This window comes from Paenibacillus thiaminolyticus (genome assembly GCF_007066085.1).
In the GTDB taxonomy this organism is placed as follows: domain Bacteria; phylum Bacillota; class Bacilli; order Paenibacillales; family Paenibacillaceae; genus Paenibacillus_B; species Paenibacillus_B thiaminolyticus.
Window position 1 is genome coordinate 5,527,208 of record NZ_CP041405.1, and the last position, 23,931, is coordinate 5,551,138.

The following is a 23,931-nucleotide window of genomic DNA, read 5'->3' on the forward strand; positions in this document are numbered from 1 at the left end:
CACATGGATGTAAATTTATTTGATTTTCATTTGCCGGAACGCCTCATTGCCCAGACACCGCTGCCGGATCGAACGGCATCGCGCCTGTTGGCATTGAACCGGCGGACCGGGGAAGTGGAGCATCGAACTTTTCCCGATATTATTGAATACTTGAAGCCGGGCGATCTGCTCGTGCTGAACGATACGAGGGTCATCCCGGCCCGCCTGTTCGGGGTCAAGCCGGATACGGGCGGACATGTCGAGGTGCTGCTGCTGAAGCAGGAGCAGGATGATATATGGGAAGTGCTGGCCAAGCCGGCCAAGCGGCTGAAGAAGGGGGCGACCGTCCGCTTCGGAGACGAGCTGACAGGAACCGTCATCGAGGAGCGCGAGATGGGCGCACGGCTGCTCCGCTTCGAGTACGCTGGCATCTTCAATGAGATTCTCGATCGCTTGGGGGAGATGCCGCTTCCCCCGTACATCAAGGAGCAGTTGAATGACCGGGAGCGTTATCAGACGGTCTACGCGCAGCATGAAGGCTCGGCGGCGGCTCCGACAGCCGGGCTTCATTTTACGAACAAGATCTTAGAGCAGATTCGGGCCAGAGGGGTGCGCATCGCCATGATCACGCTTCATGTCGGTCTGGGCACGTTCCGGCCGATGTCGGCGGATGTGGTCGAGGAGCATGTGATGCATGCCGAATATTACGAGATGTCTGAGCAGACGGCCGCGCTCATTAACGAGACGAGAAGCTCGGGCGGCCGGATTATCGCGGTCGGCACCACTTCGTGCCGGACGCTGGAGACTGTAGCCGGCCGCTATGGGGCAGAGCCGGTGGCGGCGTGCTCGGGCTGGACGGATATCTTTATTTACCCGGGGTATGAATTCCGTCTTGTCGACTCGCTGCTGACGAACTTCCATCTGCCCAAGTCAACCTTGGTGATGCTCGTCAGCGCCTTCGCCGGCCGGGACCACATTATGGCGGCTTACCGTGAAGCGATAGAACAAGACTACCGTTTCTTCAGCTTCGGCGATGCGATGTTCATCTTCGCAGACGACTAACCTACTTACGACAAGGATGATGATTCGATGGCAGCAGCAGTAACGTATGAATTGATTAAAACATGCAAGCAGACCGGCGCGCGCCTGGGCATCGTCCATACGCCGCACGGTTCTTTCGAGACGCCAACCTTTATGCCGGTCGGCACGCAGGCGACGGTCAAGACGATGAGCCCGGAAGAATTGAAGGAGATGAATGCGAAGATTATATTGAGCAATACGTATCATCTTTTTCTGCGGCCGGGACATGAGATCGTACGGGAAGCAGGCGGATTGCATAAATTCATGAACTGGGACCGTGCGATATTGACGGACAGCGGCGGATTCCAGGTCTTCAGCCTAAGCGAGATGCGCAAGATTGAAGAGGAAGGCGTTCATTTCCGTTCTCATCTGAACGGAGACAAGCTGTTCATCTCTCCGGAGAAAGCAATGGAGATTCAGAATGCGCTCGGTTCCGACATTATGATGGCATTCGACGAATGCGCTCCTTATCCTGCCGAGCACAGCTACGTCAAGCATTCGCTGGAGCGGACGACCCGCTGGGCGGAACGGTGCCTGAATAGTCATGCAAGACCGCATGATCAAGCGCTGTTCGCCATCATTCAGGGCGGAATGTATGAAGATCTGCGCATACAGAGCGCCAAGGATTTGACTTCGATGGATTTCCCGGGGTATGCTATTGGAGGACTCAGTGTAGGCGAGCCGAAGCCGTTGATGTATGAGGTGTTGGAGACGACGGTGCCCCTCTTGCCTGACAGCAAGCCGCGATACTTGATGGGAGTCGGTTCGCCGGATGCATTGGTTGAAGGATCGATGCGCGGAATCGATATGTTCGATTGCGTCCTGCCCACCCGTATCGCGCGCAACGGGACAACGATGACGAGCCAAGGCCGTCTCGTCGTGCGGAATGCCAAGTTCACAAGGGATTTCGGACCGCTTGATCCGAACTGCGATTGTTATACGTGCCGCAATTATTCGCGTGCGTATCTCCGCCATTTGATTAAGGCGGATGAGACGTTTGGCTTGCGCCTGACGACGTATCACAATTTATACTTCCTGTTGAATCTGATGCGTCAAGTTCGTGAAGCCATTCGCGAAGATCGTTTGCGTGACTTCCGGGACGAATTTTTTGAAGCTTACGGAATGGATCGCAACGAGAGCGGCTTTTAATGGACTGCCGATGGCTGAGTGCGCGCATATAGACAACGGCATTGGCAGAAGGAGTCCATACATAGGTCAACCATTTGGAGAAAGGGGGATTGTCCATGTTTTTAGCCGGAGCAGCTGATCCTGGCGCTGGCGGCGGGTTGTTAACGATGCTGCTGCCATTCGTAGCAATGTTTGCGGTGTTCTATTTCCTGTTGATCCGACCGCAGCAGAAGAAGCAGAAGCAGCGTAATTCGATGCTGGGCCAGTTGAAAAAAGGGGACAAAATCGTGACGATTGGCGGCCTTCATGGCACGATTATGGAGATTACCGAAGACATCGTCGTTCTGCGTGTCAATGATGTGACGAAGATGACATTTGACCGCAATGCGATTAGCACGGTGGTCAACAGCGAGGAAGCCGCAAGCGCGTCATCATAGTCTAGTCGCCTTTTACCGAACACGATTTATCATTAGCATGAATAAAGCGATGTCTCTTCAGAGACATCGCTTTTTTGTCCATATTCAGATTTTCGAATCCGGATACGATTTGGTGTAAGCTTTGCCGCTGCGCTTGGACAGCTCCGTATTCCACGAAGCCTGGACCCCTGCCCATTTCATGCCAAGCCAAGAGGCCGTCATTGCAAGTATCGTTCCCGCGATCATATCCGTCAGCCAATGGATGCCGAGGTAGAAGATCGAGAAGATGACGATGAGGGCGCTGATCGAGGTGAAGATCGCCCAACGGCGGTTGCCGGATTGCGAGGCGAGCAGCGCAACCGTCACGGATATCGACGTATGCAAGCTAGGGAAGCAGTTATCCAATCCGGATAGCTGCCGATAGTTCTCTTCGAAGGACGGAAACACGTCGAGCATACGGAACTCTACCGCAGCCGGCGGGTAAGACCAGACTTCGTTCACCGGGAAGAACAGATAGAACGGGATGGCTACCGCGTAATTGATGATGACCGCATAGCATACCGCCCGTGCCATGCGAAGATTATCCTTCGCGATATAGATGGCGATCGATCCGACAATGAGCGACTGGAAGACAACAATATAAAAAAAGGCGACGGCCTGAGTAAGAAGCGGATGATGGAACAGCTTCTGAATGCTGTGTACGAATTGCCCTTCCAACTGATGAATATGAGAAGTAAAATCCCAGTTGATGGCCAGCGCTTTCTCGATGGTCAGCTCAAAGTTGTTCACGAGCAAGATAAGAATGAGGCCGATAAAAGCGTATAAGAAAGAACGGGAATGCCGCAAAGCCTTGTAAAATGCAGCGACGACTGCCAGCGGCTGCTTGCCTGATCCGAACCATAGCAGCAGGATAACGACCGCGATAGTCCATAACGTGACCGTCTGCATGGAGTGAAATAAAACCACAAATATCCCCCTATATATTTCCGGTAAACGGTTATTTAATTCATATAGTATACCACAAAGAGCAGGGGGAACATATGCACCCAAGCGACCATTTCTTGCTGCCGGCCCGGATGCTTATTTGTTGCGGCTCATATTGACGCCGAATATGCCGCCGAGCGCGCTGCAGGCGCATGCCGCGACAACAAGAACCAGCTTCTGCAAGCTGATGCCGGCATCCATGGCGAGAAAGCCGATAATGAGAACGAGCATGGCGTAGCAAAACCCGGTCAGACCGCCATAGTACCAGCCTCTCCGCCCGCTGCGCCGGCCTGCCGTCCAGCCCCCGATAAAAAGAGCGATGATATGGACAAGATAAATATAGCTGAGTGTCTTATCCTCATTGGCAGAACTGGAGTAGAGCAGCACGGACAAGGCCAAGGCTCCCATGGCCATCCAGATAAATGAATTGACGATGCCGGCCAAAATGGGGTGATTCGGCTTCCATTGAGATACACGCTGCAATGCATTCATGATTGGGATTCTCCTTTCGGCTTGAATTATCGTTCCCGAGCATGGCTGGGACAAAATATATCGCGTAGTACAGATCGTATGGGCAAGCCGATAGAAATAGTACAAGGCATAGACGAAAAATAGTGAACGGCGTTATAATGTGTGAGCAAAAATATCGAATCCGTCATGTGATACCCGGATCCGGATATGGAAGCTTTGGCGCAGAGAGGGATGGAATGACATGGGACATGATGTGTCGGCATGGCAGGTATCGATTGCGGTAATCGTATTTTTGGTGACCTATGCCATCATCATTTCAGAAAAGATTAACCGGGCCATTATCGCGCTGCTTGGAGCCGTGGCGATGCTTGTGCTGCAAATCGTAGATGTGCGCCGCGCCTTCACCGAGCATATCGAATGGAACACCATTTTCCTGCTGGTCGGGATGATGATATTGGTCGGAATTACGAACAAGAGCGGCATCTTTCAATATGCAGCCGTTAAGGCCGCGCAGCGAACAAAAGGCAGGCCAATCCGGATCCTGGTGATTTTGGCAACCATAACTGCGGTCGGATCGGCTTTTCTGGATAATGTGACGACCGTGCTGCTGGTCGTGCCGATTACGTTTTCCATTACCCGAATGCTCAATATTAATCCGGTTCCGTTTTTGATTACGGAAGTAATCGCTTCGAATGTGGGCGGCACCGCGACATTGATCGGCGATCCGCCGAATATTATGATCGGGTCTGCGAACCCGCATTTGACCTTTAATATGTTCTTGATTTATTTGGCGCCGGTCATCGCTGTCATCATGGCCGTCCTGCTTGCCGTTCTCGTCCTAATATACCGGAAGCAATTGAAGGTGACGGACAGCCAGCGCCATGCCCTGATGCAGCTGTCGGCGGAATCGTATATTTCCGACATGCGGCTCGTGAAGAAATCAGTCACGATCCTCGTCTTGACGATCTTGGGCTTCGTGCTTCACTCGGCCATTCATGTAGAGCCGGCGGTCATCGCGATGGCAGGTGCCACGCTGCTGATGCTGATCGGCCTGAAGGGAGAAGAGGAGCTGGAAGAAGCGCTGCATCGGGTCGAATGGATAACCATCTTGTTCTTCATCGGCCTGTTCATTCTCGTCGGAGGACTGATCGAAGTCGGCGTCATCAATCAATTGGCCCAATGGATGTTGAGCGTTACGAACGGGGATATGACGCGCACCGCCATGTTCGTGCTCTGGGGCTCGGGCATCGCATCCGCGACGATAGACAATATCCCTTTTGTAGCGACGATGATTCCGCTCCTGCAGAATGTCGGAACCCAGATGGGCATTACGGATCCGAACCAATTGAATCCGCTCTGGTGGTCACTGGCGCTCGGGGCTTGCCTGGGGGGCAACGGTACCTTGATCGGCGCATCGGCGAACGTGATCGTGGCAGGGATGGCGCAGCGCGAGGGACATGGCTTCGGTTACATGGATTTTCTCAAAATCGGAGCTCCGTTGACACTGCTGGCGCTGGCGATTTCAACCGCCTACATTTTCCTGTTTATTCTGTAACCGTTCGCGAGCCCGAGCGACGGGCAGGTTGTAACGGCTGCCTAATCGTCTGTAAGATGCAGGATGGGAACATTTCGATAACAAAAAGCTGCATGCCTTTCGAAGCCCGGGGCCAGAATACACGGTACTGGCACACCGAAAAAGGCTCCGGGAGGCGTTGCGAATGGAACTGTGGACTCTCGTATTGCGCACGGTACTGATGTATGTTGTTGTCTTCGTCGTGCTTCGTCTGATGGGCAAAAGAGAGATTGGCAAGCTGTCCGTATTCGATGTCGTTATCTCCATTATGATTGCGGAGATTGCGGTATTTGTCATCGAAGATGGCAAGAAGCCGCTATGGCAAGGGCTTGTCCCGATCATCGTTCTAATTATCATTCAGATCAGCGTGGCTTACATAGCCTTGAAAAGCCAGTGGATGAGGGGGGTGTTCGATGGCAAGCCAAGCATTATCATCAAGAACGGCCAGCTTGACCGCAAGGAGATGGGCCGGCAGCGGTACAATCTGGATGACCTGATGCAGCAGCTCCGCGAGCAGGGCGTGGACAATATGGGTGACGTTCACTATGCGATATTGGAGGCGAACGGCAAGCTGACTGTCTTCCTGAAGGAGAATTCGGATACCTCTCCTGCCCAGGAGAAGCAGAACGGCGCGCAGCAATCGGGCGGCATCCTGGAGGAAGATTATACCGGAGACGCGAAAGGTCCCGGTCCGCTTACCGCCGCCAGCTCGGCCTCCTCGTCAGACGGCAGGAAGAAGGCGAAGAAAAAACGCCCCGCCCTGCGGAAGCCGGAGCGGTACCATTTCACGACACTGCCGCTCCCGCTTATTATGGATGGCAAGGTGCAGGATAATAATTTGTCGACCATCAATAAGACGCGCTTCTGGTTGAAAAACCAGCTTAATCTGAAAGGCATCAGCGAATTTAAAGATGTTTTTTTCTGTTCTATCGATCATCGTGGCCATTTATTCGTTGATCGGAAGCATAAGTAGGAACAGCCGGATGATTATTTGCGATGCGGCTTCGTAGGCAGCCATTGCCGGAGCAGAGGAAGCCGTGTCACATCATCGCGGTTGATAAGGCCCATAATAATGAGCAACAGCAGATAGACGATGACCCCCGCCATCCCCCCCGCGATGAAGCGGAGCAGACCGTAGCCTTCCGGAAGCGGCGCACGCACATAGACCGCCTGAATGCAGCCTGCCATAATCACCATGGCCGATCCCACCTTCATGAAATCGAGCCACGGCATCTTCAGATCAAGATGACGGATGACGCTCACCGCATGGAGGACCGTGACCAACACAATATTGATGCATATCGCGATAATGGCTCCATAAATGCCTAATTGAGGTTGTGAAGCCAACTGAATAATGAGCAGAAGCTTCATGGCGGCTCCGATGAATGTATTCACGAGGGCGGTTCCCGGGCGTTCAAGAGCCTGCAGCGCAGCTTGAAGCGGAGCCTGCAAGTAAATGAAGACCGCAATCGGGGCCATCCACCGCAGCATAGGAGCGACGCTGGCATCGTTATAGAGCAGGACGCAGAGCGGAAGGGCGAGCACGAACATGATGACGGCGAACGGCGCCCCGCATACGAGCGCCAGCCGTATCGCCTGATGTATCCGCTTGTGAATCGTGCGCATATCATTGCGGCCGAGCGCTTCGGATAACGAAGGTACGAGAGAGACAGCCAGCGAGTAAGTCAGCGCCCCAGGCAGCATCAATATCGGGATAATCATGCCCTGCAGAGCGCCGTACTGCGCCGTCGCGATCGCGGTGAGAACACCGGCCGCCGCCAGGCTGCGGGCGATCGCAATCGACTCCAGCAGGTAGGACAGCGATCCGATAAGCTTGCCTCCCGTTACGGGTAACGCAATGCGGAGCAAGCGGGGAGCTACCGGGTGCGAAGCCCCGTGGTCCGGCGGCTGTGGTGAAGCTGGACATTCGTCCGCTGGGCCGCGCTCCTTCTGCTTGCGCGCGGACCGCATCAGGAAGATGAGGACGAGCAGCCCGCCGAGCTCGCCTACGACGACGCCAACCATGGCGCCCGCCGCCGCCCATTCCAACCCGTAAGGAAGGAATAGAAAGGCGAAGCCGATGACGGCTACGATGCGGATGAGCGTCTCTGTCACTTGGGAGACGGCGGTCGGCACCATATTTTGCATGCCTTGGAAGTAGCCGCGCAGCACCGCGGAGATAGCGACCATGACGATGATAGGGGTCATGACGAGAAACGTATAGTACACCCGGCTATCCGTCAGAACGCGGGTTGTAATCCATGGCGCGAGCACGAGACAGGCGGCAGAGAAGACGATGCCCGCACTGACGGTCAGCTTCATGGCGACGGATACAATGCGTCGCACGCGGGCATGATCCCCGACAGAGTCCGCCTCGGCGATCAGCTTCGCTACGGCGAGCGGAACGCCGCCAGTAATCAACGTAATGATGACGAGCAGGAAGGGGTAGCCGAGCTGGTAGATTCCTACCCCCTCCGCCCCGATGATGCGCGGAAGAGTAACGCGCGGAATGAACCCGAGTATGCGATTCACAATGCCTGCGGCCAATAATATCAGCGTTCCCTGTATGAATGACTGCTTCTTCACGTTCCGATCATCCCTCTTCCCCTGCAGACTTGTCCTGATATAACCATAAATATGCGGTTGTCCCCATTCCATGACGATTGGCTTGTACGAATGGAAGCCGAAGGTCAGGAGAGGCAATGATTGCTATGGGACGCGAAGCAGGAATTGCGTGAAGGAGCGCGAATAATAGATAGACATGGAAAGGAGTGAGCGGCGTGTCTGAGCCAAGCACGGAACAGGAGCGGGTCGAGGCGATCGAAATGTGCTGTGAGAGCAAGGCGGAAGAACTTAGACTGCTCGGCTACGAGCAGGTAACGGGGAAGGATGTATGGGAATGCGTCAGCGCCAAGTATAAAAAAGAAGACGCTGAACCGGCTATGCATCAGGTCGTCAATGATATTTTGTCTTTGAAAGCAACGCAGTTCATGAACTTTATGACGATGGCGGCTTATCGCGGGTCTCCCTTTTTATAAGGCGAGATTTTTTTATGCCATGATCTCAAAAATTGACTCGAAAAATGACGGTCGATATAATAGGAATATTGAATATGAAAGGGGAATAGGGACGATATGAAAAGGGTGTTAGCATTTCTGCTCATCGTTGTCGTATCGCTAGGTGTCATTGTCTGGACTAGCCCTTCGATCGTCAACAGCATACGTCTCGGACTCGATCTCAAGGGCGGCTTCGAGATTCTATACCAAGCCTCTCCGCTGGAATCGGGCGGGAAAGTGACTAACGATGCGCTTAAACAGACTGCAAAAAGTCTGGATAAACGGATTAACGCAACCGGTACGAGCGAACCGGAGATTACGATCGAAGGTACGGACCGTATCCGCGTCAAGATTGCGGACGTTCAGAACGAGGAAGAGGTGCGGAAGAAGCTGAAAGAACCGGCTGTTCTTACATTCCGAAGCTCTGAAGGCTGTGAAGACGCGTCCGATTACTGCAAGATTGAACTGCAAGGAACCGACTTCGTCGAGGGTGGAGCGAGCGTCGTATTTGACGAGCTGCAGCGTCCAATCGTAGCGATTAAGCTGAAGGATGCAAGCAAATTCGCCGAAATTACGAAACGTCTCGCCGGTCTGTACGATCCGGATCCGACCAAAGCGCGCAACCATTTGGCGATTTTCATGGATGATACCCTCATCTCCGATCCGTCTGTCAATTATGAGATTCCAGGCGGGGAAGCGACGATTACGGGCCAGCGGACGAAGGAAGAAGCCAACGAGCTGAAGGATACGATCAATCTCGGCTCCTTGCCGCTCAAGCTGACTGAGAAGTACTCGCAGACCGTTACGGCTACGCTTGGCAAGATGTCGCTGGAGCAGACAGTGAAGGCCGGAATTATCGGCACGGCGCTGATTCTGTTATTTATGCTTGTCATTTACCGGCTGCCTGGCGTTATTGCCAGCTTCTCGCTGATTTTGTTCACATGGCTTCTGCTGCTTGTATTCTGGCTGTCCGAGATTACGCTGACGCTGCCGGGCATTGCGGCCTTCATCCTTGGTCTCAGCATGGCCGTCGACGCGAATATTATTACGTATGAACGGATTAAGGAGGAACTGCGCAGCGGCAAGTCGATCAAATCCGCGATGAAGGCAGGCTCCAAGAACTCGTTCCGGACGATTATGGACGCGAATATTACAACAATTATTGCCGGCGTCGTCATGTACATTTTGGGCGAGAGCCAAGTCAAAGGCTTTGCGCTCATTCTGATGATGACCGTTATCGTCAGTATTTTGACGAACGTGTTCCTCTCCCGCGTCATGCTGCATGCGCTGGTCAAAGCGAATGTGCTGACCAAACCGGGATACTTCGGCGTGAAGGAGAGTGAAATCCGTGCGCTTTAAAGGAACGTTCAACTTTGTTCATTCAAGCAAATACTTCTTTATTTTCTCCATCATTATTACGATTGTCGGCGCGATCTCGCTTGGCGCCCTCGGTTTGAACTACGGGGTAGACTTCAGCTCGGGGACGAGCGTGGACGTAACGCTCACGAAGCCGGTGGAGAAAGCCCAGGTCGAGCAGATGCTCGATCCGTACCAATTGAAGAAGGAGCCGACCATTACGATCGGCAGCGACCGGATGACGATCCGGTTCACGGAAGTGCTGACCGAGCAGATGGAGAACCAGTTCAAGGCTGACTTTAAAAAGCTGGATGAGGGTGCTTCGTTCGATATTAGTACGGTCGATGTCGAGATTGCGCGCGAACTGCAGCGCAATGCCTTGCTCGCGGTCCTGATTGCGAGCCTCGGCATCATCGTGTATATCAGCATCCGCTTCGAATGGCGCTTCGCCATCTCGGCGGTCGTCGCCTTGCTGCATGATGCGTTCATGGTTATCAGCATCTTCTCTATATTCCGGCTCGAGGTCAATCTGCCGTTCATTATCGCGGTGCTGACTATCATCGGGTATTCCATCAACGATACGATCGTTATCTTTGACCGGATTCGCGAGAATATGAGATTCGCCAAGATCAAAAATATTCATGACTTGTCCCATCTCGTGAACGACAGTATTTATCAGACGCTGACCCGGTCCATCAATACGGTATTGACGGTTCTCCTGGCGGCCCTCTGTCTGTTTATTTTCGCAAGCGAGTCGATTCGCATGTTCTCGCTGGCTATTCTGGTCGGCTTGGCATTCGGGGCTTATTCCTCCATATTCATCGCGAGCCCGCTGTGGGTCGTATTGAAGAGCAAGGAGAAGAGCAAGCCCAAGTCTCCGGCGAAGCCGAAGCAGGCGTAACCGCCAACTTCAAGCCGAAGGATGACGCGGCAATGGAGCGAGTCCCGGCTTGGCTTCCTTGCCGCAGCCTGCGGCGCAAGCATAACGTTGAAGCCGCGTCAGGTTGCTGACGCGGCTTTGATGTTGCAAGCAAGAACAGATCATGCGAAGTCGAAGTCCCCCAGCAGGAATGAAAAAATGGATTGAGAGGGTTGCGACATGACGACCGAGCGGTTTGCAAGGGCTGAGGCAGGGGCATGGCTGGGCATTATCGGCAACCTGCTGCTCGCCCTGCTCAAAGGGATCGCCGGCTTCTGTGCGGGCAGCCAAGCGCTCATCGCGGACGCTTGGCATTCCGCCTCGGATGTGGCGGGCTCCGGCGCCGTCCTTGTCGGCTTGAAGGCAGCGAAGCGCCCTCCGGACAAGGATCATCCGTATGGACGCGGCAAAGCGGAGCTCATCGCCGCCATTATCGTCTCGGCGCTGCTGCTCGTCGTCGGGCTTGAGCTCGCCGTCTCCGCAGTGAAGTCGGTATGGCAAGGGCGGGTGGACGTCCCGAAATGGTACGCTCTCGCCGCAATTATAGTGTCTATCGCAGTGAAGGAAGCGATGTTCCAGTACAAGTTCCGGCTGGGCAAGCGCTTATCGTCGCAGGCTCTGATTGCGAACGCATGGGAGCATCGTTCTGATGTCTATTCTTCCATCGCGGCGTTGATCGGGGTGGGAGCCGCGATGCTCGGCGGGATGTATCATATCGAATGGCTGCTGTATCTGGATCCGGCAGCCGGATTTATTGTCGCGCTTCTGGTGCTGCATATGGGAACCAGATTGGTGAAGGAAGCGATTCGCTCGACGATGGACCATGTTCTTCATGATGAAGAAGCGAATCCGCTCATCCGGGCCGCACAGTCCGTCAACGGCGTCATTACCGTCGACAATCTGCGGGCGCGGGAGCATGGCCATTATGTTATCGTCGATGTTACAATCAGTGTAAATCCCCGCATTTCGGTGGCTGACGGCCATGCGATTGCGAAGCGGGTCAAAAATCATTTAATGCAGCGTTTTTTGCATGTGGCAGACGTGTGTGTCCATGTGAACCCGTTCGATACCGGGAATCCGTACCGGATTCCGGAGAATGACGGGAGAGAGCCTACGCTGCTGCAATGAGAATGTTAAAGGAGTGGGAGGATGCTTCATCCACGCTCCCGGTGGATCTGCTCTGACGTGCCGGATACCGGTATCGAGCAACTGGCCCAGGAAGCCCGGGTCTCGAAGCTGGTCGCCCGTATGCTGGCCGTACGGGGGATAGCAGACGCAGAGCAGGCGCACCGGTTTTTGCATGCGGATATTGATGAGATGCACGATCCATATTTATTGGCAGGAATGGAAGACGCGGTGGCCCGAATCCGGACAGCGCTTGCGAACCGCGAGCGCATTCGCATTTATGGCGATTACGATGCGGACGGAGTCTCGAGCACATCGCTTATGATTTATTTGATGCGTCATCTGGAGGCGGAATTCGACTATTATATCCCGCACCGGGCCAACGAAGGGTACGGGCTGAACAAGGCTGCGCTGGAAGCTGCGCAGGCTTGCGGCGTCACCCTCGTCGTGACGGTCGATACCGGGATAAGCGCCGTGGAGGAAATCGCCTATGCCCGCGAGCTTGGAATCGACATCGTGGTGACCGATCACCATGAGCCTCCGGAGCAGCTTCCGAACGCCTGCGCGCTGGTCAATCCGAAGCTGCCTTATTGCCCTTATCCGTTCAAAGGGCTGGCCGGCGTCGGCGTAGCGTTCAAGCTGGCGCATGCGCTGCTCGGACGGATTCCCGAGGAATGGCTAGAGCTGGCCGCCATCGGCACTGTTGCCGATCTGATGCCGCTGCTGGATGAGAACCGCATTCTCGTGCGTGCGGCCCTCCAGCGGATGAAGCGTTCCCGCTATGCCGGGATTCGGGCGCTGCTTCAAGTGTGCAGCATTGATCCGAAGGAAGTGACCTCGACCCATATCGCCTTCTCGATGGCTCCGCGAATCAATGCCAGCGGGCGGCTCGATCATGCCGACATCGCGGTTCAGCTGCTGACGGCGGAGCACGACGCGGCGGCCGAGGCGTTCGCATGGGAGCTGGACCGGTTGAATAAGGAGCGGCAGAAAATCGTTGACGGCATCGTCAAGGAAGCGGAAGCGCTGCTGGTGGAGAAGATGGAGGATACGGGCGAGCCTCCCCATGTCATCGTATTGGCTGCGGAGGGGTGGAACGTCGGTGTCATCGGCATCGTTGCTTCCAAAATCCTCGAAAAATATTACCGTCCGACCTTCGTGCTGGGAATCGACGGCGAGACCGGATTGTGCAAAGGTTCGGCCCGCTCGATCCCGGGCTTCGATCTGTACGAGGCGATGCAATCGTGCGGCGAACTGTTCGAGCATTATGGCGGGCATCAGGCCGCGGCAGGCATGACGATTCAGGCAGACAAGCTTGAGGAGCTTGAGCAGCGCTTGCAAGAGGTTGCCGAGGGCATACTGACAGAGGAGCACTTCGTTCCTTGCGTCGAGGTGGACGCGGAATGCGGCTTGAATGAGATTCCGCTGGAAGTAATCGACCAGTTGGGGCAATTGGCCCCGTTCGGCATGGGCAATCCGAGCCCCCGGGTCGTCATCCGCAACGCGCGGGTGCGCGAGATCCGGACGATGGGCAAGGAAGGCCAACATTTGAAGTTGATGTTGAGCCAAGACCGTGCTACATTGGATGCGGTAGCTTTTCACCGGGGGGGCTTGGCCCGAAGGATTACGAGTGACGTGAAGGCGGATGTGCTGGGCGAGCTGTCCGTCAATGAATGGAACGGCCGGCGCAGGCCGCAGTTATTTATGCAGGATATCCGCATCCAGGAGCGGCAGCTGTTCGATTTGCGGGGGATCCCGGATGCTTGGGAGACGGCGGTGCAGCTGGCGCGCATATTGGAGCAGGATGGCGGCGGCGCCAACGTGCTCGTCACGACCCGCGAACAGGCGGGCGTTCATGCCGCGGAATCCTTCGCGTGGCTGTACAGCGACGAGGAGGAAGGACCGGTCGTCGTTCCGGGCGCATGGCGTGGAGACGAGCCGTTCATCGCCGCGATGTCGGAGCGCGTTCGCGAGATGGTGCTGTTCGGGATGCCGCCATCAGAGCAGGAGATGAGGCGGTTAACGCGCCAGCTTCGCCATATGGAACGGCTGCATGTCGTGCTGCCGCGCGAACCGATCGGGGGGCGGCTTCATATGCCGACGCGCGATCGAATCAAGCGGGCTTATGCTGAATTGAGACGGGTACATACATGGACCAATGAACCCGAGCCGATGCGGTCGCTGGCCAAGCGCGTCAGCTTGTCTCTGCGGGAATTCATGCTGCTGATCGATATGTTCCAGGAGCTGCAATTTTTATGTTGCACTCATCATAAACATACAACGACATTCGAAATGGCGGCACAGCCGGCGAAGACCTCGTTGGAAGCTTCCCAACGTTACCAGGACTGGGCAAGCGCAGCAGCCTGGGAGCAGCGCTGGTATGAGCCAGCGACAGAGGCGTTCGCGGCATGGCTGTGGTCCTGCTGGGACGAAGAACGCGATGTTTCATTACTTAGGAGGAGTTCAGATGGATTTTAAATCGTATATTCGGGTCATCCCCGATTTTCCTCAGCCGGGAATCAGCTTCAAAGATATTACGACGCTGCTGAAGGACGGTTCCGCTTATCAGGCGGCGATCGCCGCAATGAAGCAGATGGTCGAGGATCAACAAATTGATCTGATTGCCGGTCCGGAGGCGCGCGGGTTCGTCGTGGGCGCTCCGCTCGCCTTGGCGATCGGGGCCGGATTCGTCCCGATCCGCAAGAGCGGCAAGCTGCCGGGCGAGACGATTGAAGCGGGCTATGCGCTGGAATACGGCAGCGACAAGCTGGCTATGCACAAGGATGCGATCAAGCCGGGGCAAAAGGTGTTGATTGCCGACGACCTGCTGGCAACCGGAGGCACGATCTCCACAGCCGTCAATCTGGTTCGCCAACTGGGCGGAGAAGTGGTCGGGGCGTTGTTCCTTATCGAATTGAGCGACCTGAACGGACGCGCCAAGCTGCCGGATATTGACGTGCGTTCCCTGATGACGTACTAATAGGCTGAATGTCAAAACCCCCCTGAACCGGGCTGAGGCCCGTTCCAGGGGGGTTCTTGCATGCATCAGGCTTGCTCGTTGGACAAGCCCAGCTTGTCGATGATGATGAAGAACAGATTAAGCACGATGGCTAGCACCGTGGCCAGAGCCATTCCTTTCAATTCAACAGCGCCCAGCTTCAAGGTGGCGCCGCTGATGCCGATGACGATGATCAGCGTCGTCAGCAGCAGATTTTTCGGCTTGCCGTAGTCGACCTTGGCATCGACCAGCACCCGCAGGCCGGATGCCGCAATAACCCCGAACAACAGCAGGGATACGCCGCCCATGACGGGAACCGGGATGTTGGCGATAAGGGCGGAGACTTTGCCGAAGAAGGACATGATAATGGCAATGACCGCCGCGCCGCCGATGACATATACGGAATAGACGCGGGTAAGCGCCATGACGCCGATATTCTCCCCGTACGTCGTGTTCGGCGTGGAGCCGAAGAAGCCAGAGAAAATGGTCGAGACCCCGTTGCCGAGCAGGGAGCGGTGAAGCCCCGGATTTTTCGACAGATCGTTGCCTACAATATTGCTAGTTACCATCAGATGGCCGATATGTTCCACGACGACGACCAGTGCCGCAGGCACGATAATGGCGATCGCCGTCCAGTTGAATTCAGGGAACGTGAATGTCGGCGCTTTGAACAGGGCGGCCTCCCGGACCGGATCCATGCTGACGACGCCCATGAAGTAAGCGACGACATAACCGGTAATGATACCGATTAGAACAGGAATAATTTTGAAGAAACCACGGAAGAGCACATTGCCGAGCACGGTCACGCCGAGCGTGATGCAGGCCAGCGTAATGGCAGTCGAATCGAGCGCGGCTCCCGGATCGGACGGAATGAATCCCGACATTCCGGCAGCGACCGGAACCAGCTCAAGGCCGATGACCGCGACGATGGCTCCCATGGCGGCCGGCGGGAAGAGCACATCCAGCCAGCGAGTGCCGACCCACTTCACGATAAGCGCGACAGCCACGAAGATAATTCCGCATACGATGAAGCCGGAGAGCGCTTGGGCATAGCTGCCGCCATTGCCGGTGAGAACGACCGTAACCGGAGAAATGAACGCAAAGCTCGATCCGAGAAAGGCTGGGATGAGCCCCCGGCACAGCACAAGATAGAAGATGGTGCCCAGTCCGTTCATGAGCAGTACAATGCCCGGATCGACGTGGAACAGGTTCGGCACCAGCACGTTCGATCCGAACATGGCGAACATGTGTTGGATGCTTAGCAGCAGTCCGGGCCCGAAAGCCGGTTTTTCATGCACTTGAATTTCGCGTTGCAAGTCGAAAGCACTCCTTTAATATGAAATTGTCATCATCCGTTTCTGGATAGTATCCCTTAGACCCAACTATATAATTTACATGGTGTCCGGCCTATTTTTCAACAACATTTTTCTGATGAGGCAATAAAATGTCGGAAAAGTCGTGTTTTTTCGAATTGAAAACCTGTTTTTCGACAAAAAAAGACAGACTTGATCGGGGAAGCCTAGGGAGACCATTGACGGGAGACACCGAATAAAGGCATAATTAAAGGATATAAATCTATAGTCTGGCGGATAGGCTCCCCGACTGAAGAAAGGAACCGAAACGACTCCAATGGGCATCGAGCAATTATTAGAGAAGGCCTCGACGTATATGAAAGAATCGGATCTGGATCGTGTCCGCGAAGCGTATCTGTTCGCGGAGCAGGCTCATTCGGGGCAGGTCCGGAAATCCGGTGAACCCTATATACTGCACCCTCTGGCTGTCGCCGACATCGTAGTGGGCATGCAGATGGATCCGACTTCCGTCGTAGCTGCGCTGCTGCACGATGTAGTGGAGGACACGTCCGTCTCTCTGGAGGAAGTGCGCACCAAATTCGGAAACACATGCGCGATGCTGGTCGATGGATTAACGAAGCTCGAGCGGATTCAGTTCCGGTCCAAGGAAGAACAGCAGAACGAGAATTACCGGAAAATGTTCGTGGCCATGGCTAATGATATCCGCGTGATCGTCATCAAGCTGGCGGACCGGCTTCACAATATGCGAACGCTGAAGTACCAATCGGAAGAGAGTCAACGGCGCATCGCCTACGAGACATTGGAAATCTTCTCTCCCATCGCCCACCGTCTCGGAATCTCAGCCATCAAGTGGGAGATGGAAGACATTGCGCTTCGCTATTTGAATCCGCAGCAGTATTACCGCATTGCCAACCTCATGCACAAGAAGCGCGCCGAGCGGGAGGAGTATATCGCCGGCGTTATCGCGCGCATTCAGGAGAAGCTGGAGGAGATGGGCATCACCGCCGATCTGTCCGGCCGACCGAAGCATATATACAGCGTCTACAAAAAAATGACGGGCAAGAGCAAGCAGTTCAATGAAATCTACGATCTGCTGGCGATTCGCATCATTGTCGACAATATCAAAGACTGCTATGCCACCCTCGGCATTATCCACACGCTCTGGAAGCCGATGCCGGGCCGGTTCAAGGACTATATCGCGATGCCGAAGACGAATATGTACCAGTCGCTTCATACGACCGTTATCGGTCCGACGGGGGAACCGACCGAGGTGCAGATTCGGACCTGGGAGATGCACCGCACGGCCGAGTACGGGATTGCGGCGCACTGGGCATATAAAGAGGGCGGAGCCAATTCGGGCAGCTTCGAAGAGAAGATGACGTTCCTGCGCGAAATTCTCGATTTGCAGCAGGAGACGAACGACGCGCAGGAATTCGTCGAATCGCTCAAAATGGATTTTTTCTCCGATTTGGTATTTGTATTCACGCCCAAAGGAGAAGTCATCGAGCTTCCTGCCGGCTCCGTGCCGCTTGATTTCGCGTATCGCATCCATACGGAGGTCGGGAACCGGACGATAGGGGCGAAGGTGAACGGCCGTATTGTGCCGCTCGATCATCAGTTGAGGACCGGCGATATCGTCGAGATTCTGACGTCGAAGCATTCTTACGGACCGAGCGCGGACTGGGTCAAAATCGCGCAGTCGTCGCATGCCCGCTCCAAAATCAAGCAGTGGTTCAAAAAAGAGAAGCGGGAAGAGAACGTTCAAAAGGGCCGCGAAGGAGTCGAACGGGAATTGAAACGGCTCGGACTGGAGCCGTCGGCTTGGATGACCGACGACAAGCTGCTCGAGGTCGCGAAGAAATTCACCTTCAACGATATCGAGGACATGATGTCCGCCATCGGCTTCGGCGGCATTACCGCCTCCCAGATCGTGACCCGCTTGACGGAAAAGCTGCGCAAGGAAACGGAAGAGGCCAACCAGATCGAATTGACCCACGAGGTCAAGGAAGTCAAGAAGGAGCCGGAGCGCAAATCCCGGCCTGCCCATGGCGTCAAGGTCGAAGGCATCGACAATCTGCTCGTTCGCTTCGCCCGCTGCTGCAATCCGGTGCCTGGCGACGAGATCGTCGGGTATGTCACGCGCGGACGAGGCGTATCGATCCACCGGGCCGACTGCCTGAATATCCCGACGACGATCGACGGGGAAGAGGCGGAACGGATTATCGATGTGCAATGGGGCGATTCCTCAGAGGCGAATTACAGTGTCGACATCGAGATTACCGGCATGGATCGGAGAGGCTTCCTCAACGAGGTGTTGCAGGCCGTCTCCGAGAGCAAGACGAATATCGCCGCCGTCTCGGGACGTTCGGATCGCAACCGGCTGGCGATGATTCATATGACGATTCTCATCCGCAATACCGACCATCTCCATTCGGTGGTCGAGAAGATCAAACGTGTGAAGGACGTGTATACGGTGCAGCGGATCATGCAATGAGCTCGCTGCACTTCTTTGGCATGTTAAGAGGTACACATATTTTTTGAACACATATTTAAAGAGGTTTCTTCAAAAGAGGTAAGTCAATAGGCCGTTCAACTACTGCAGGAAGGGATGATAGGTTAGCATGCGAATCGTGGTTCAGCGGTGCAAGGAAGCCGCGGTAACGGTGGAGGGAGAGACGGTCGGGACCATCGGGCAAGGCTTGATGCTGCTCGTCGGCGTGACCCATGAGGATACGGAGCAGGACGTGAGCTGGGCTGCCGACAAAATTGCCGGGCTGCGCATCTTCGAGGATGAATCGGAGAAAATGAACCTGTCGGTTCAGGATGTAGGCGGGGCAATATTGTCTGTCTCGCAATTCACCCTGTACGGCGACTGCCGCAAAGGACGGCGCCCCAACTTCATGGCTGCCGCGCGGCCGGAACAGGCGGAGCTGCTTTATGACCGCTTCAATGAGCGGCTGCGCGGGCTGGGGCTTGCTGTGGAGACCGGCCGCTTCGGAGCGATGATGGATGTGCAGCTCGTGAATTGGGGGCCGGTCACGCTCATCTTGGACAGCCGGGAGTAGTCTCATCCCGGACAAGCTGGCCCTGCAAGCCTGGAGAGAATGCATGGAATAACGGAATAATTGATCGCGGACGCGGCCCATACTAGGGAGGAACCCTGCGCCTGCTGCCCTACCGTATGCTTTTCTTGGCATTCGGGACCGGCCGGCAGCTGCGGAAAGGAGCCGTATCGTGCGACAATCTTTGCATCAGCTCGCGATCCAGTACAGCACCTGGGCAGCCGTTCAATCCGTCAAGGAAGCGGCTGCGCTCTTGCGGGAGGAGCAGGCCGAGCAGGACGCTCTTCGCCGCCAAGGAGCCAATGTAAAGCGATAGCCGCGGTCATTCGATGCCCGGTCTTCTTCCATCAGGAAGGGGCCGGGCATTGCTGTCTGTTTCGCCGGCTGGGCCGCCGGGGTATAAAGTCGTACGGAAGGACTTCCGCCAGCAATCCGCAACTATATCTTGGCGCACAGGATAGGAAGGGTGACAAAATACGATATCAGGAGACGGCGAGGTGACGGAAGATGAAACGAATTCAGGCATATACGCGGACGGAGAACGAGGCGGAGACGCTGCGTACACAGCTTATCGCGGCAGGCTGTACGAGTATCGAGGTCGGGGAACTGGGAGGCCCGCTTGGCAGCAAGCAGATGCTGTTCGCTCCGTTCATAACCGGCAGTGCGAACGGCTCCGCTTATAACGGCGGGATATCTGCCGTAGGCCCGGGCGGCATCGTGTCGATGCGCGACGACGGGCAAGAGGCGCTCATGACGACCCCTGCTACGGAATTGACCGATAATGAAGGAGGGAGGGACGTTGCTTCCTCCGAGCGGATGGAGGAGCCGGACGGGCTGCGCTATGTCGTCACCGCCAAGGCCGATGATGCGGACTATGATGATGCCGTCCGGCTCATCCGCGAGAACGGCGGATATTTTGACCCGGGAGAAAAGGGCTGACATCTTCCCTTTATTTTGGAAAGTCAATATGATAGGATAAGGACTGGCGCCCGCATGGTTGGGCGCCTTTTTGGGACGAAGGGCCAACTGGGCCGTGTGAGGGGGAGCTTGCAGGAAAATGCGCATTACATTAATCGCCAATGAAGCGGCGTTTGAACGTTCGCTTATTCATATTGTTCAATTGTTCATCGAGCAGCCGGAGGTCACGTATCACGTAAGCCAGCAGCCGGAGGCGGAACGGGCAGAGGAAGCCGAAGCGGTCATCCGACTCGAGCAGACCGAGCCGGAGGGCGGGCTCGCGCCTGAATCGTTCCCGCTCGCGGCAGCGGGCCGCGTTCGCGTCCGGGCTACGCTTGAGCGGAAGGATGGCGCTTCGCTGGAAGCCGTCAATGAACGGCCGGTTCCTGTGGAAGCGACCTATGAGCAGTACCGCAAGCAGGTGAAGAATGCATTCTCCCATGCGCTGCTGCAGGTGCTGACCGCTTGGACCGGCATCGAGCAGCCGTGGGGCATTCTGACCGGCGTCCGCCCGACGAAGCTGATGCATGAGGCCCGGCGGCGCGGACTGTCGCAGGACGAAGCGAAGAAGATGCTTCGCGAAGAATATTTAATTACGGACGGCAAGATCGGGCTGATGGAACAGATTGTGGATCGCCAGTTGACGGCGCTGCCCGACTTGGATCAGCTTCAGAACCAGTTAAGCATTTATATCGGAATCCCGTTCTGTCCGACCAAATGTGCGTATTGCACCTTCCCGGCATACGACATCAACGGGCGTCAAGGCTCGGTCGATTCGTTCCTTGGCGGGCTGCACTATGAAATGCGCGAGATCGGACGCTTCCTGAAGGAGCGGAATATTCCGATCACGACGATATACTATGGCGGCGGCACCCCGACCAGCATCACGGCGGAAGAGATGGACATGCTGTATGAGGAAATGATGACCTCTTTTCCGAATGTGGAGCAGGTGCGGGAGATTACCGTCGAGGCGGGACGCCCGGATACGATTACGCCGGAGAAGCTGGATGTGCTGCGGAAGTGGAATATCGATCGCATCAGCATCAATCCGCAGTCTTACATTCAGGAGACGCTCGATATTATCGGCCGCCATCACAGCGTGGAAGAGACGGTGGAGAAATACAAGCTGGCGCGCGAGCTCGGCATGAACAATATCAATATGGATCTCATTATCGGGCTGCCGGGAGAAGGGACGGCGGAGTTCGCCCATACGCTGCGGGAGACGGAACGGCTCCTGCCGGAATCAGTGACGGTCCATACGCTCTCGTTCAAGCGCGCCTCTGAGATGACCCGCCACCGCGGCGAGGAGAAATTCAAGGTGGCCGCCCGGGAAGAGGTCGAGCGGATGATGACGATGGCGGCGGAATGGACGGGGGCGCAAGGCTATGTTCCGTATTATTTGTACCGCCAGAAAAATATCCTCGGCAACCTGGAAAATGTCGGCTATGCGATGCCGGGTACCGAGAGTCTGTACAATATTCTTATTATCGAAGAGATACAATCGATTCTCGGCCTGGGCTGCGGCGCATCCTCCAAATGGGTGCATCCGAAAACCGGCGCGATTACCCGCTTCGCCAACCCGAAGGAACCGAAAGTATACAATGACAATTATGTGGAAGTGACGCGCAAAAAAATAGAAATGATGAAGGAATTGTTCAAAGAGGCCTAAAGGAAACGCTTGCTTTTTTGTAATCTGTTTGTAATCTTTGCTTCATGTTCCTTTAATATTTGCGTCCTATACTGAATGCATGACCCCCTTTTTAATATATTCTTTTGCTGGACCTACATCTGATGTAGGTTTTTTTCTTGACTTTAGCGTGCTACATCCTTACAATGTTCTTTATATTCTGACATAGCAAATTGATTCAATGACGGGAACAAGTAACCCGCCCCACATGTGCAGAGAGAGGTTCCTAGGCTGGAAGAACCTTGATGATGGACGGACGAAGGACATCCCCGAGAACCGGCGGCGAACTCCATTCGGAATGGATGTGTAGCCGTTCGGCGCTTGGCGTGCGTTATACGTGAATGAAGCGCGGGAAGCGCTCCGGAGGCATATGGGCCAGCGAGGGAGAGCGGACAGCGGAATGTGGGTGGCACCACGGGTGATTGGATTCGACAACCAACTCTCGTCCCTTAGCAAATGTTACATTTGCAGGGCGGGAGTTTTTTTATTTTCAGGAAGCAGGCAGGAGGAGGAAGAACATGGCTTACCAGAAGCCGACAGGCACGCAGGATTTGCTGCCGGGCACCGTCGAAATATGGCAGACGGTCGAGCGCAAAGTCCGCGATCTGTGCCGTCGATTCAACTACAAGGAAATCCGCACCCCGATATTTGAACAGACTGAGCTGTTCGAGCGTGGCGTCGGCGAGACGACGGATATCGTGGAAAAAGAAATGTATACGTTCAAGGACAAGGGCGATCGAAGCATGACGCTTCGTCCGGAAAATACGGCAGGCGTCGTCCGCTCCTATGTGGAGAATAAACTCTACGGCGAACCGGATGTGACGAAGCTGTATTATATCGGGCCGATGTTCCGTTATGAGCGGCCGCAAGCGGGACGCTACCGCCAGTTCCATCAATTCGGCGTAGAGGCGTTCGGGGCTGCGGATCCGAGTCTGGATGCGGAGATTATTGCACTAGGATATGAATTCATGAAGGAAGTCGGGCTGACCGGCGTCCGCGTGGAGATCAATTCGGTCGGCAACGTGCCGAGCCGCGCGGCTTACCGGGAGCGCCTGCTTCAATTTTTGGAGCCGATGAAGGAGTCGCTGTGCAAGGACTGCCAGTCCCGGATGGAGCGCAATCCGCTGCGCGTGCTCGACTGCAAGGCGGATCAGGACAAATTCGGCAATGCGCCTTCGATTCTGGACAGCCTCGATGAAGAGTGCGCGACGCATTTTGCCAAGGTGAAGCAGTACTTATCGGCGATGGGGGTCGACTATGAAGTGAACCATCGCCTTGTACGCGGACTCGATTATTATACGCATACGGCATTCGAGTACAAGGCACAGGGTATTGGCGCCATCGATACGGTCGGCGGCGGCGGCCGCTACAACGGCCTGGTGGCGGATATCGGCGGCCCGGATCAGCCCGGCATCGGATTCGGCATCGGGCTTGAACGAATTGCGCTGCTGTTGGAGAAGCAGGGCGTCGATTGCAATGAGACGTCGCCGCTCGACATATATCTGGTCGGTCTCGGCGAACAGGCCGAGGCTGAGGTCACGAAGCTGCTGAACGATCTGCGGCGCGAAGGACTGGCCGCCGAGAAGGATTACCAGGGCCGCAAGATGAAGGCGCAGATGAAATCGGCTGATCGCATGCATGCGCGATACGCCGGAATTCTGGGAGATGACGAGCTGTCCCGGGGCGAGATTGCGCTGAAGGAGCTGGCCAGCGGGGAGCAGCGGTTCGTGCCGCTGTCCGAATTGGCGCAGCAATTGAAGCAGGTTTGACCTGCCGAGACGCCGCGTGCCGCCAAGAGGCAGACGAATGCAAAAACATAGATGAAGA

At 55.4% G+C, this 23,931-nt stretch carries 21 protein-coding genes; 17 read left to right on the forward strand and 4 right to left on the reverse strand.

The window, feature by feature from the left end:
* Positions 1–3: 3 nt before the first annotated feature.
* From queA to yajC, 3 genes are all read left to right on the forward strand, one after another.
* Positions 4–1,041 carry a tRNA preQ1(34) S-adenosylmethionine ribosyltransferase-isomerase QueA gene (gene queA, locus FLT43_RS24580; RefSeq protein ID WP_087441638.1) on the forward strand — a complete coding sequence of 346 codons (1,038 nt, stop codon included), beginning with the start codon at positions 4–6 and terminating at the stop codon, positions 1,039–1,041.
* A 27-nt stretch (positions 1,042–1,068) separates the two neighbouring features.
* The gene (gene tgt / locus FLT43_RS24585; RefSeq protein ID WP_087441637.1) at positions 1,069–2,208 is read left to right on the forward strand and encodes a tRNA guanosine(34) transglycosylase Tgt; all 1,140 of its coding nucleotides are present in this window, start codon (positions 1,069–1,071) and stop codon (positions 2,206–2,208) included.
* Between the two features lie 95 nt (positions 2,209–2,303).
* A complete protein-coding gene (gene yajC, locus FLT43_RS24590) occupies positions 2,304–2,624 on the forward strand; it encodes a preprotein translocase subunit YajC (RefSeq protein ID WP_087441636.1) in 321 nt (106 codons plus the stop codon).
* 84 nt (positions 2,625–2,708) lie between these two features.
* On the opposite strand, the gene FLT43_RS24595 is transcribed toward yajC, so the two are convergent.
* Both FLT43_RS24595 and FLT43_RS24600 read right to left on the reverse strand, forming a co-directional pair.
* Positions 2,709–3,569 (reverse strand): phosphatase PAP2 family protein, encoded by an 861-nt coding sequence (locus FLT43_RS24595; protein ID WP_087441635.1) that lies wholly within the window; start codon positions 3,567–3,569, stop codon positions 2,709–2,711.
* 114 nt (positions 3,570–3,683) lie between these two features.
* Positions 3,684–4,079, reverse strand: coding sequence for a TIGR04086 family membrane protein (locus FLT43_RS24600; protein WP_087441634.1), 396 nt, complete (start codon positions 4,077–4,079; stop codon positions 3,684–3,686).
* Positions 4,080–4,299: 220 nt separating this feature from the next.
* On the opposite strand from FLT43_RS24600, the gene FLT43_RS24605 reads away from it, so the two are divergent.
* The gene (locus tag FLT43_RS24605; protein ID WP_087441633.1) at positions 4,300–5,613 is read left to right on the forward strand and encodes an ArsB/NhaD family transporter; all 1,314 of its coding nucleotides are present in this window, start codon (positions 4,300–4,302) and stop codon (positions 5,611–5,613) included.
* 163 nt (positions 5,614–5,776) lie between these two features.
* Positions 5,777–6,604 carry a DUF421 domain-containing protein gene (locus FLT43_RS24610; RefSeq protein ID WP_087441632.1) on the forward strand — a complete coding sequence of 276 codons (828 nt, stop codon included), beginning with the start codon at positions 5,777–5,779 and terminating at the stop codon, positions 6,602–6,604.
* A gap of 14 nt (positions 6,605–6,618) precedes the next feature.
* Here FLT43_RS24610 and spoVB read toward each other — a convergent pair whose 3' ends face one another.
* Complete coding sequence (spoVB, locus tag FLT43_RS24615) at positions 6,619–8,217, reverse strand: stage V sporulation protein B (protein WP_087441631.1); 1,599 nt, start codon at positions 8,215–8,217, stop codon at positions 6,619–6,621.
* A gap of 239 nt (positions 8,218–8,456) precedes the next feature.
* Here spoVB and FLT43_RS24620 point away from each other — a divergent pair, with 239 nt between their 5' ends.
* The 6 genes from FLT43_RS24620 to FLT43_RS24645 all read left to right on the forward strand — a co-directional run bounded on the left by FLT43_RS24620 (position 8,457) and on the right by FLT43_RS24645 (position 15,067).
* Positions 8,457–8,669, forward strand: coding sequence for a post-transcriptional regulator (locus FLT43_RS24620; protein WP_172879099.1), 213 nt, complete (start codon positions 8,457–8,459; stop codon positions 8,667–8,669).
* Between the two features lie 96 nt (positions 8,670–8,765).
* A complete protein-coding gene (gene secD, locus FLT43_RS24625; protein ID WP_087441629.1) occupies positions 8,766–10,046 on the forward strand; it encodes a protein translocase subunit SecD in 1,281 nt (426 codons plus the stop codon).
* Positions 10,036–10,944, forward strand: coding sequence for a protein translocase subunit SecF (gene secF, locus FLT43_RS24630; protein WP_087441628.1), 909 nt, complete (start codon positions 10,036–10,038; stop codon positions 10,942–10,944). Before secD ends, secF begins: the two co-directional genes overlap by 11 nt.
* A gap of 198 nt (positions 10,945–11,142) precedes the next feature.
* Entirely contained in the window at positions 11,143–12,090 is a 948-nt protein-coding gene (locus FLT43_RS24635; RefSeq protein ID WP_087441627.1) for a cation diffusion facilitator family transporter, read from the forward strand.
* A 21-nt stretch (positions 12,091–12,111) separates the two neighbouring features.
* The gene (recJ, locus tag FLT43_RS24640) at positions 12,112–14,565 is read left to right on the forward strand and encodes a single-stranded-DNA-specific exonuclease RecJ (RefSeq protein WP_087441626.1); all 2,454 of its coding nucleotides are present in this window, start codon (positions 12,112–12,114) and stop codon (positions 14,563–14,565) included.
* Positions 14,555–15,067, forward strand: coding sequence for an adenine phosphoribosyltransferase (locus FLT43_RS24645; protein ID WP_087441625.1), 513 nt, complete (start codon positions 14,555–14,557; stop codon positions 15,065–15,067). Before recJ ends, FLT43_RS24645 begins: the two co-directional genes overlap by 11 nt.
* Positions 15,068–15,132: 65 nt before the next feature.
* On the opposite strand, the gene uraA is transcribed toward FLT43_RS24645, so the two are convergent.
* The gene (uraA, locus tag FLT43_RS24650) at positions 15,133–16,401 is read right to left on the reverse strand and encodes a uracil permease (protein ID WP_087441624.1); all 1,269 of its coding nucleotides are present in this window, start codon (positions 16,399–16,401) and stop codon (positions 15,133–15,135) included.
* A 313-nt stretch (positions 16,402–16,714) separates the two neighbouring features.
* Between uraA and FLT43_RS24655 the strand changes: the two genes are divergently transcribed.
* The 6 genes from FLT43_RS24655 to hisS all read left to right on the forward strand — a co-directional run bounded on the left by FLT43_RS24655 (position 16,715) and on the right by hisS (position 23,873).
* On the forward strand, positions 16,715–18,892 hold the full coding sequence (locus FLT43_RS24655) for a RelA/SpoT family protein (RefSeq protein ID WP_087441623.1): 2,178 nt from the start codon (positions 16,715–16,717) through the stop codon (positions 18,890–18,892).
* A gap of 127 nt (positions 18,893–19,019) precedes the next feature.
* Positions 19,020–19,463 carry a D-aminoacyl-tRNA deacylase gene (gene dtd / locus FLT43_RS24660; RefSeq protein ID WP_087441622.1) on the forward strand — a complete coding sequence of 148 codons (444 nt, stop codon included), beginning with the start codon at positions 19,020–19,022 and terminating at the stop codon, positions 19,461–19,463.
* 169 nt (positions 19,464–19,632) lie between these two features.
* Positions 19,633–19,776: a hypothetical protein gene (locus FLT43_RS29495; RefSeq protein WP_164776455.1), complete on the forward strand. Its 144-nt coding sequence runs from the start codon at positions 19,633–19,635 to the stop codon at positions 19,774–19,776.
* A gap of 191 nt (positions 19,777–19,967) precedes the next feature.
* A complete protein-coding gene (locus tag FLT43_RS24665; protein WP_087441621.1) occupies positions 19,968–20,399 on the forward strand; it encodes a flagellar basal body rod protein in 432 nt (143 codons plus the stop codon).
* A gap of 118 nt (positions 20,400–20,517) precedes the next feature.
* Entirely contained in the window at positions 20,518–22,086 is a 1,569-nt protein-coding gene (locus FLT43_RS24670; protein WP_087441620.1) for a coproporphyrinogen III oxidase, read from the forward strand.
* Positions 22,087–22,622: 536 nt separating this feature from the next.
* Complete coding sequence (hisS, locus tag FLT43_RS24675) at positions 22,623–23,873, forward strand: histidine--tRNA ligase (RefSeq protein ID WP_087441619.1); 1,251 nt, start codon at positions 22,623–22,625, stop codon at positions 23,871–23,873.
* The last annotated feature ends 58 nt before the right edge of the window (positions 23,874–23,931 follow it).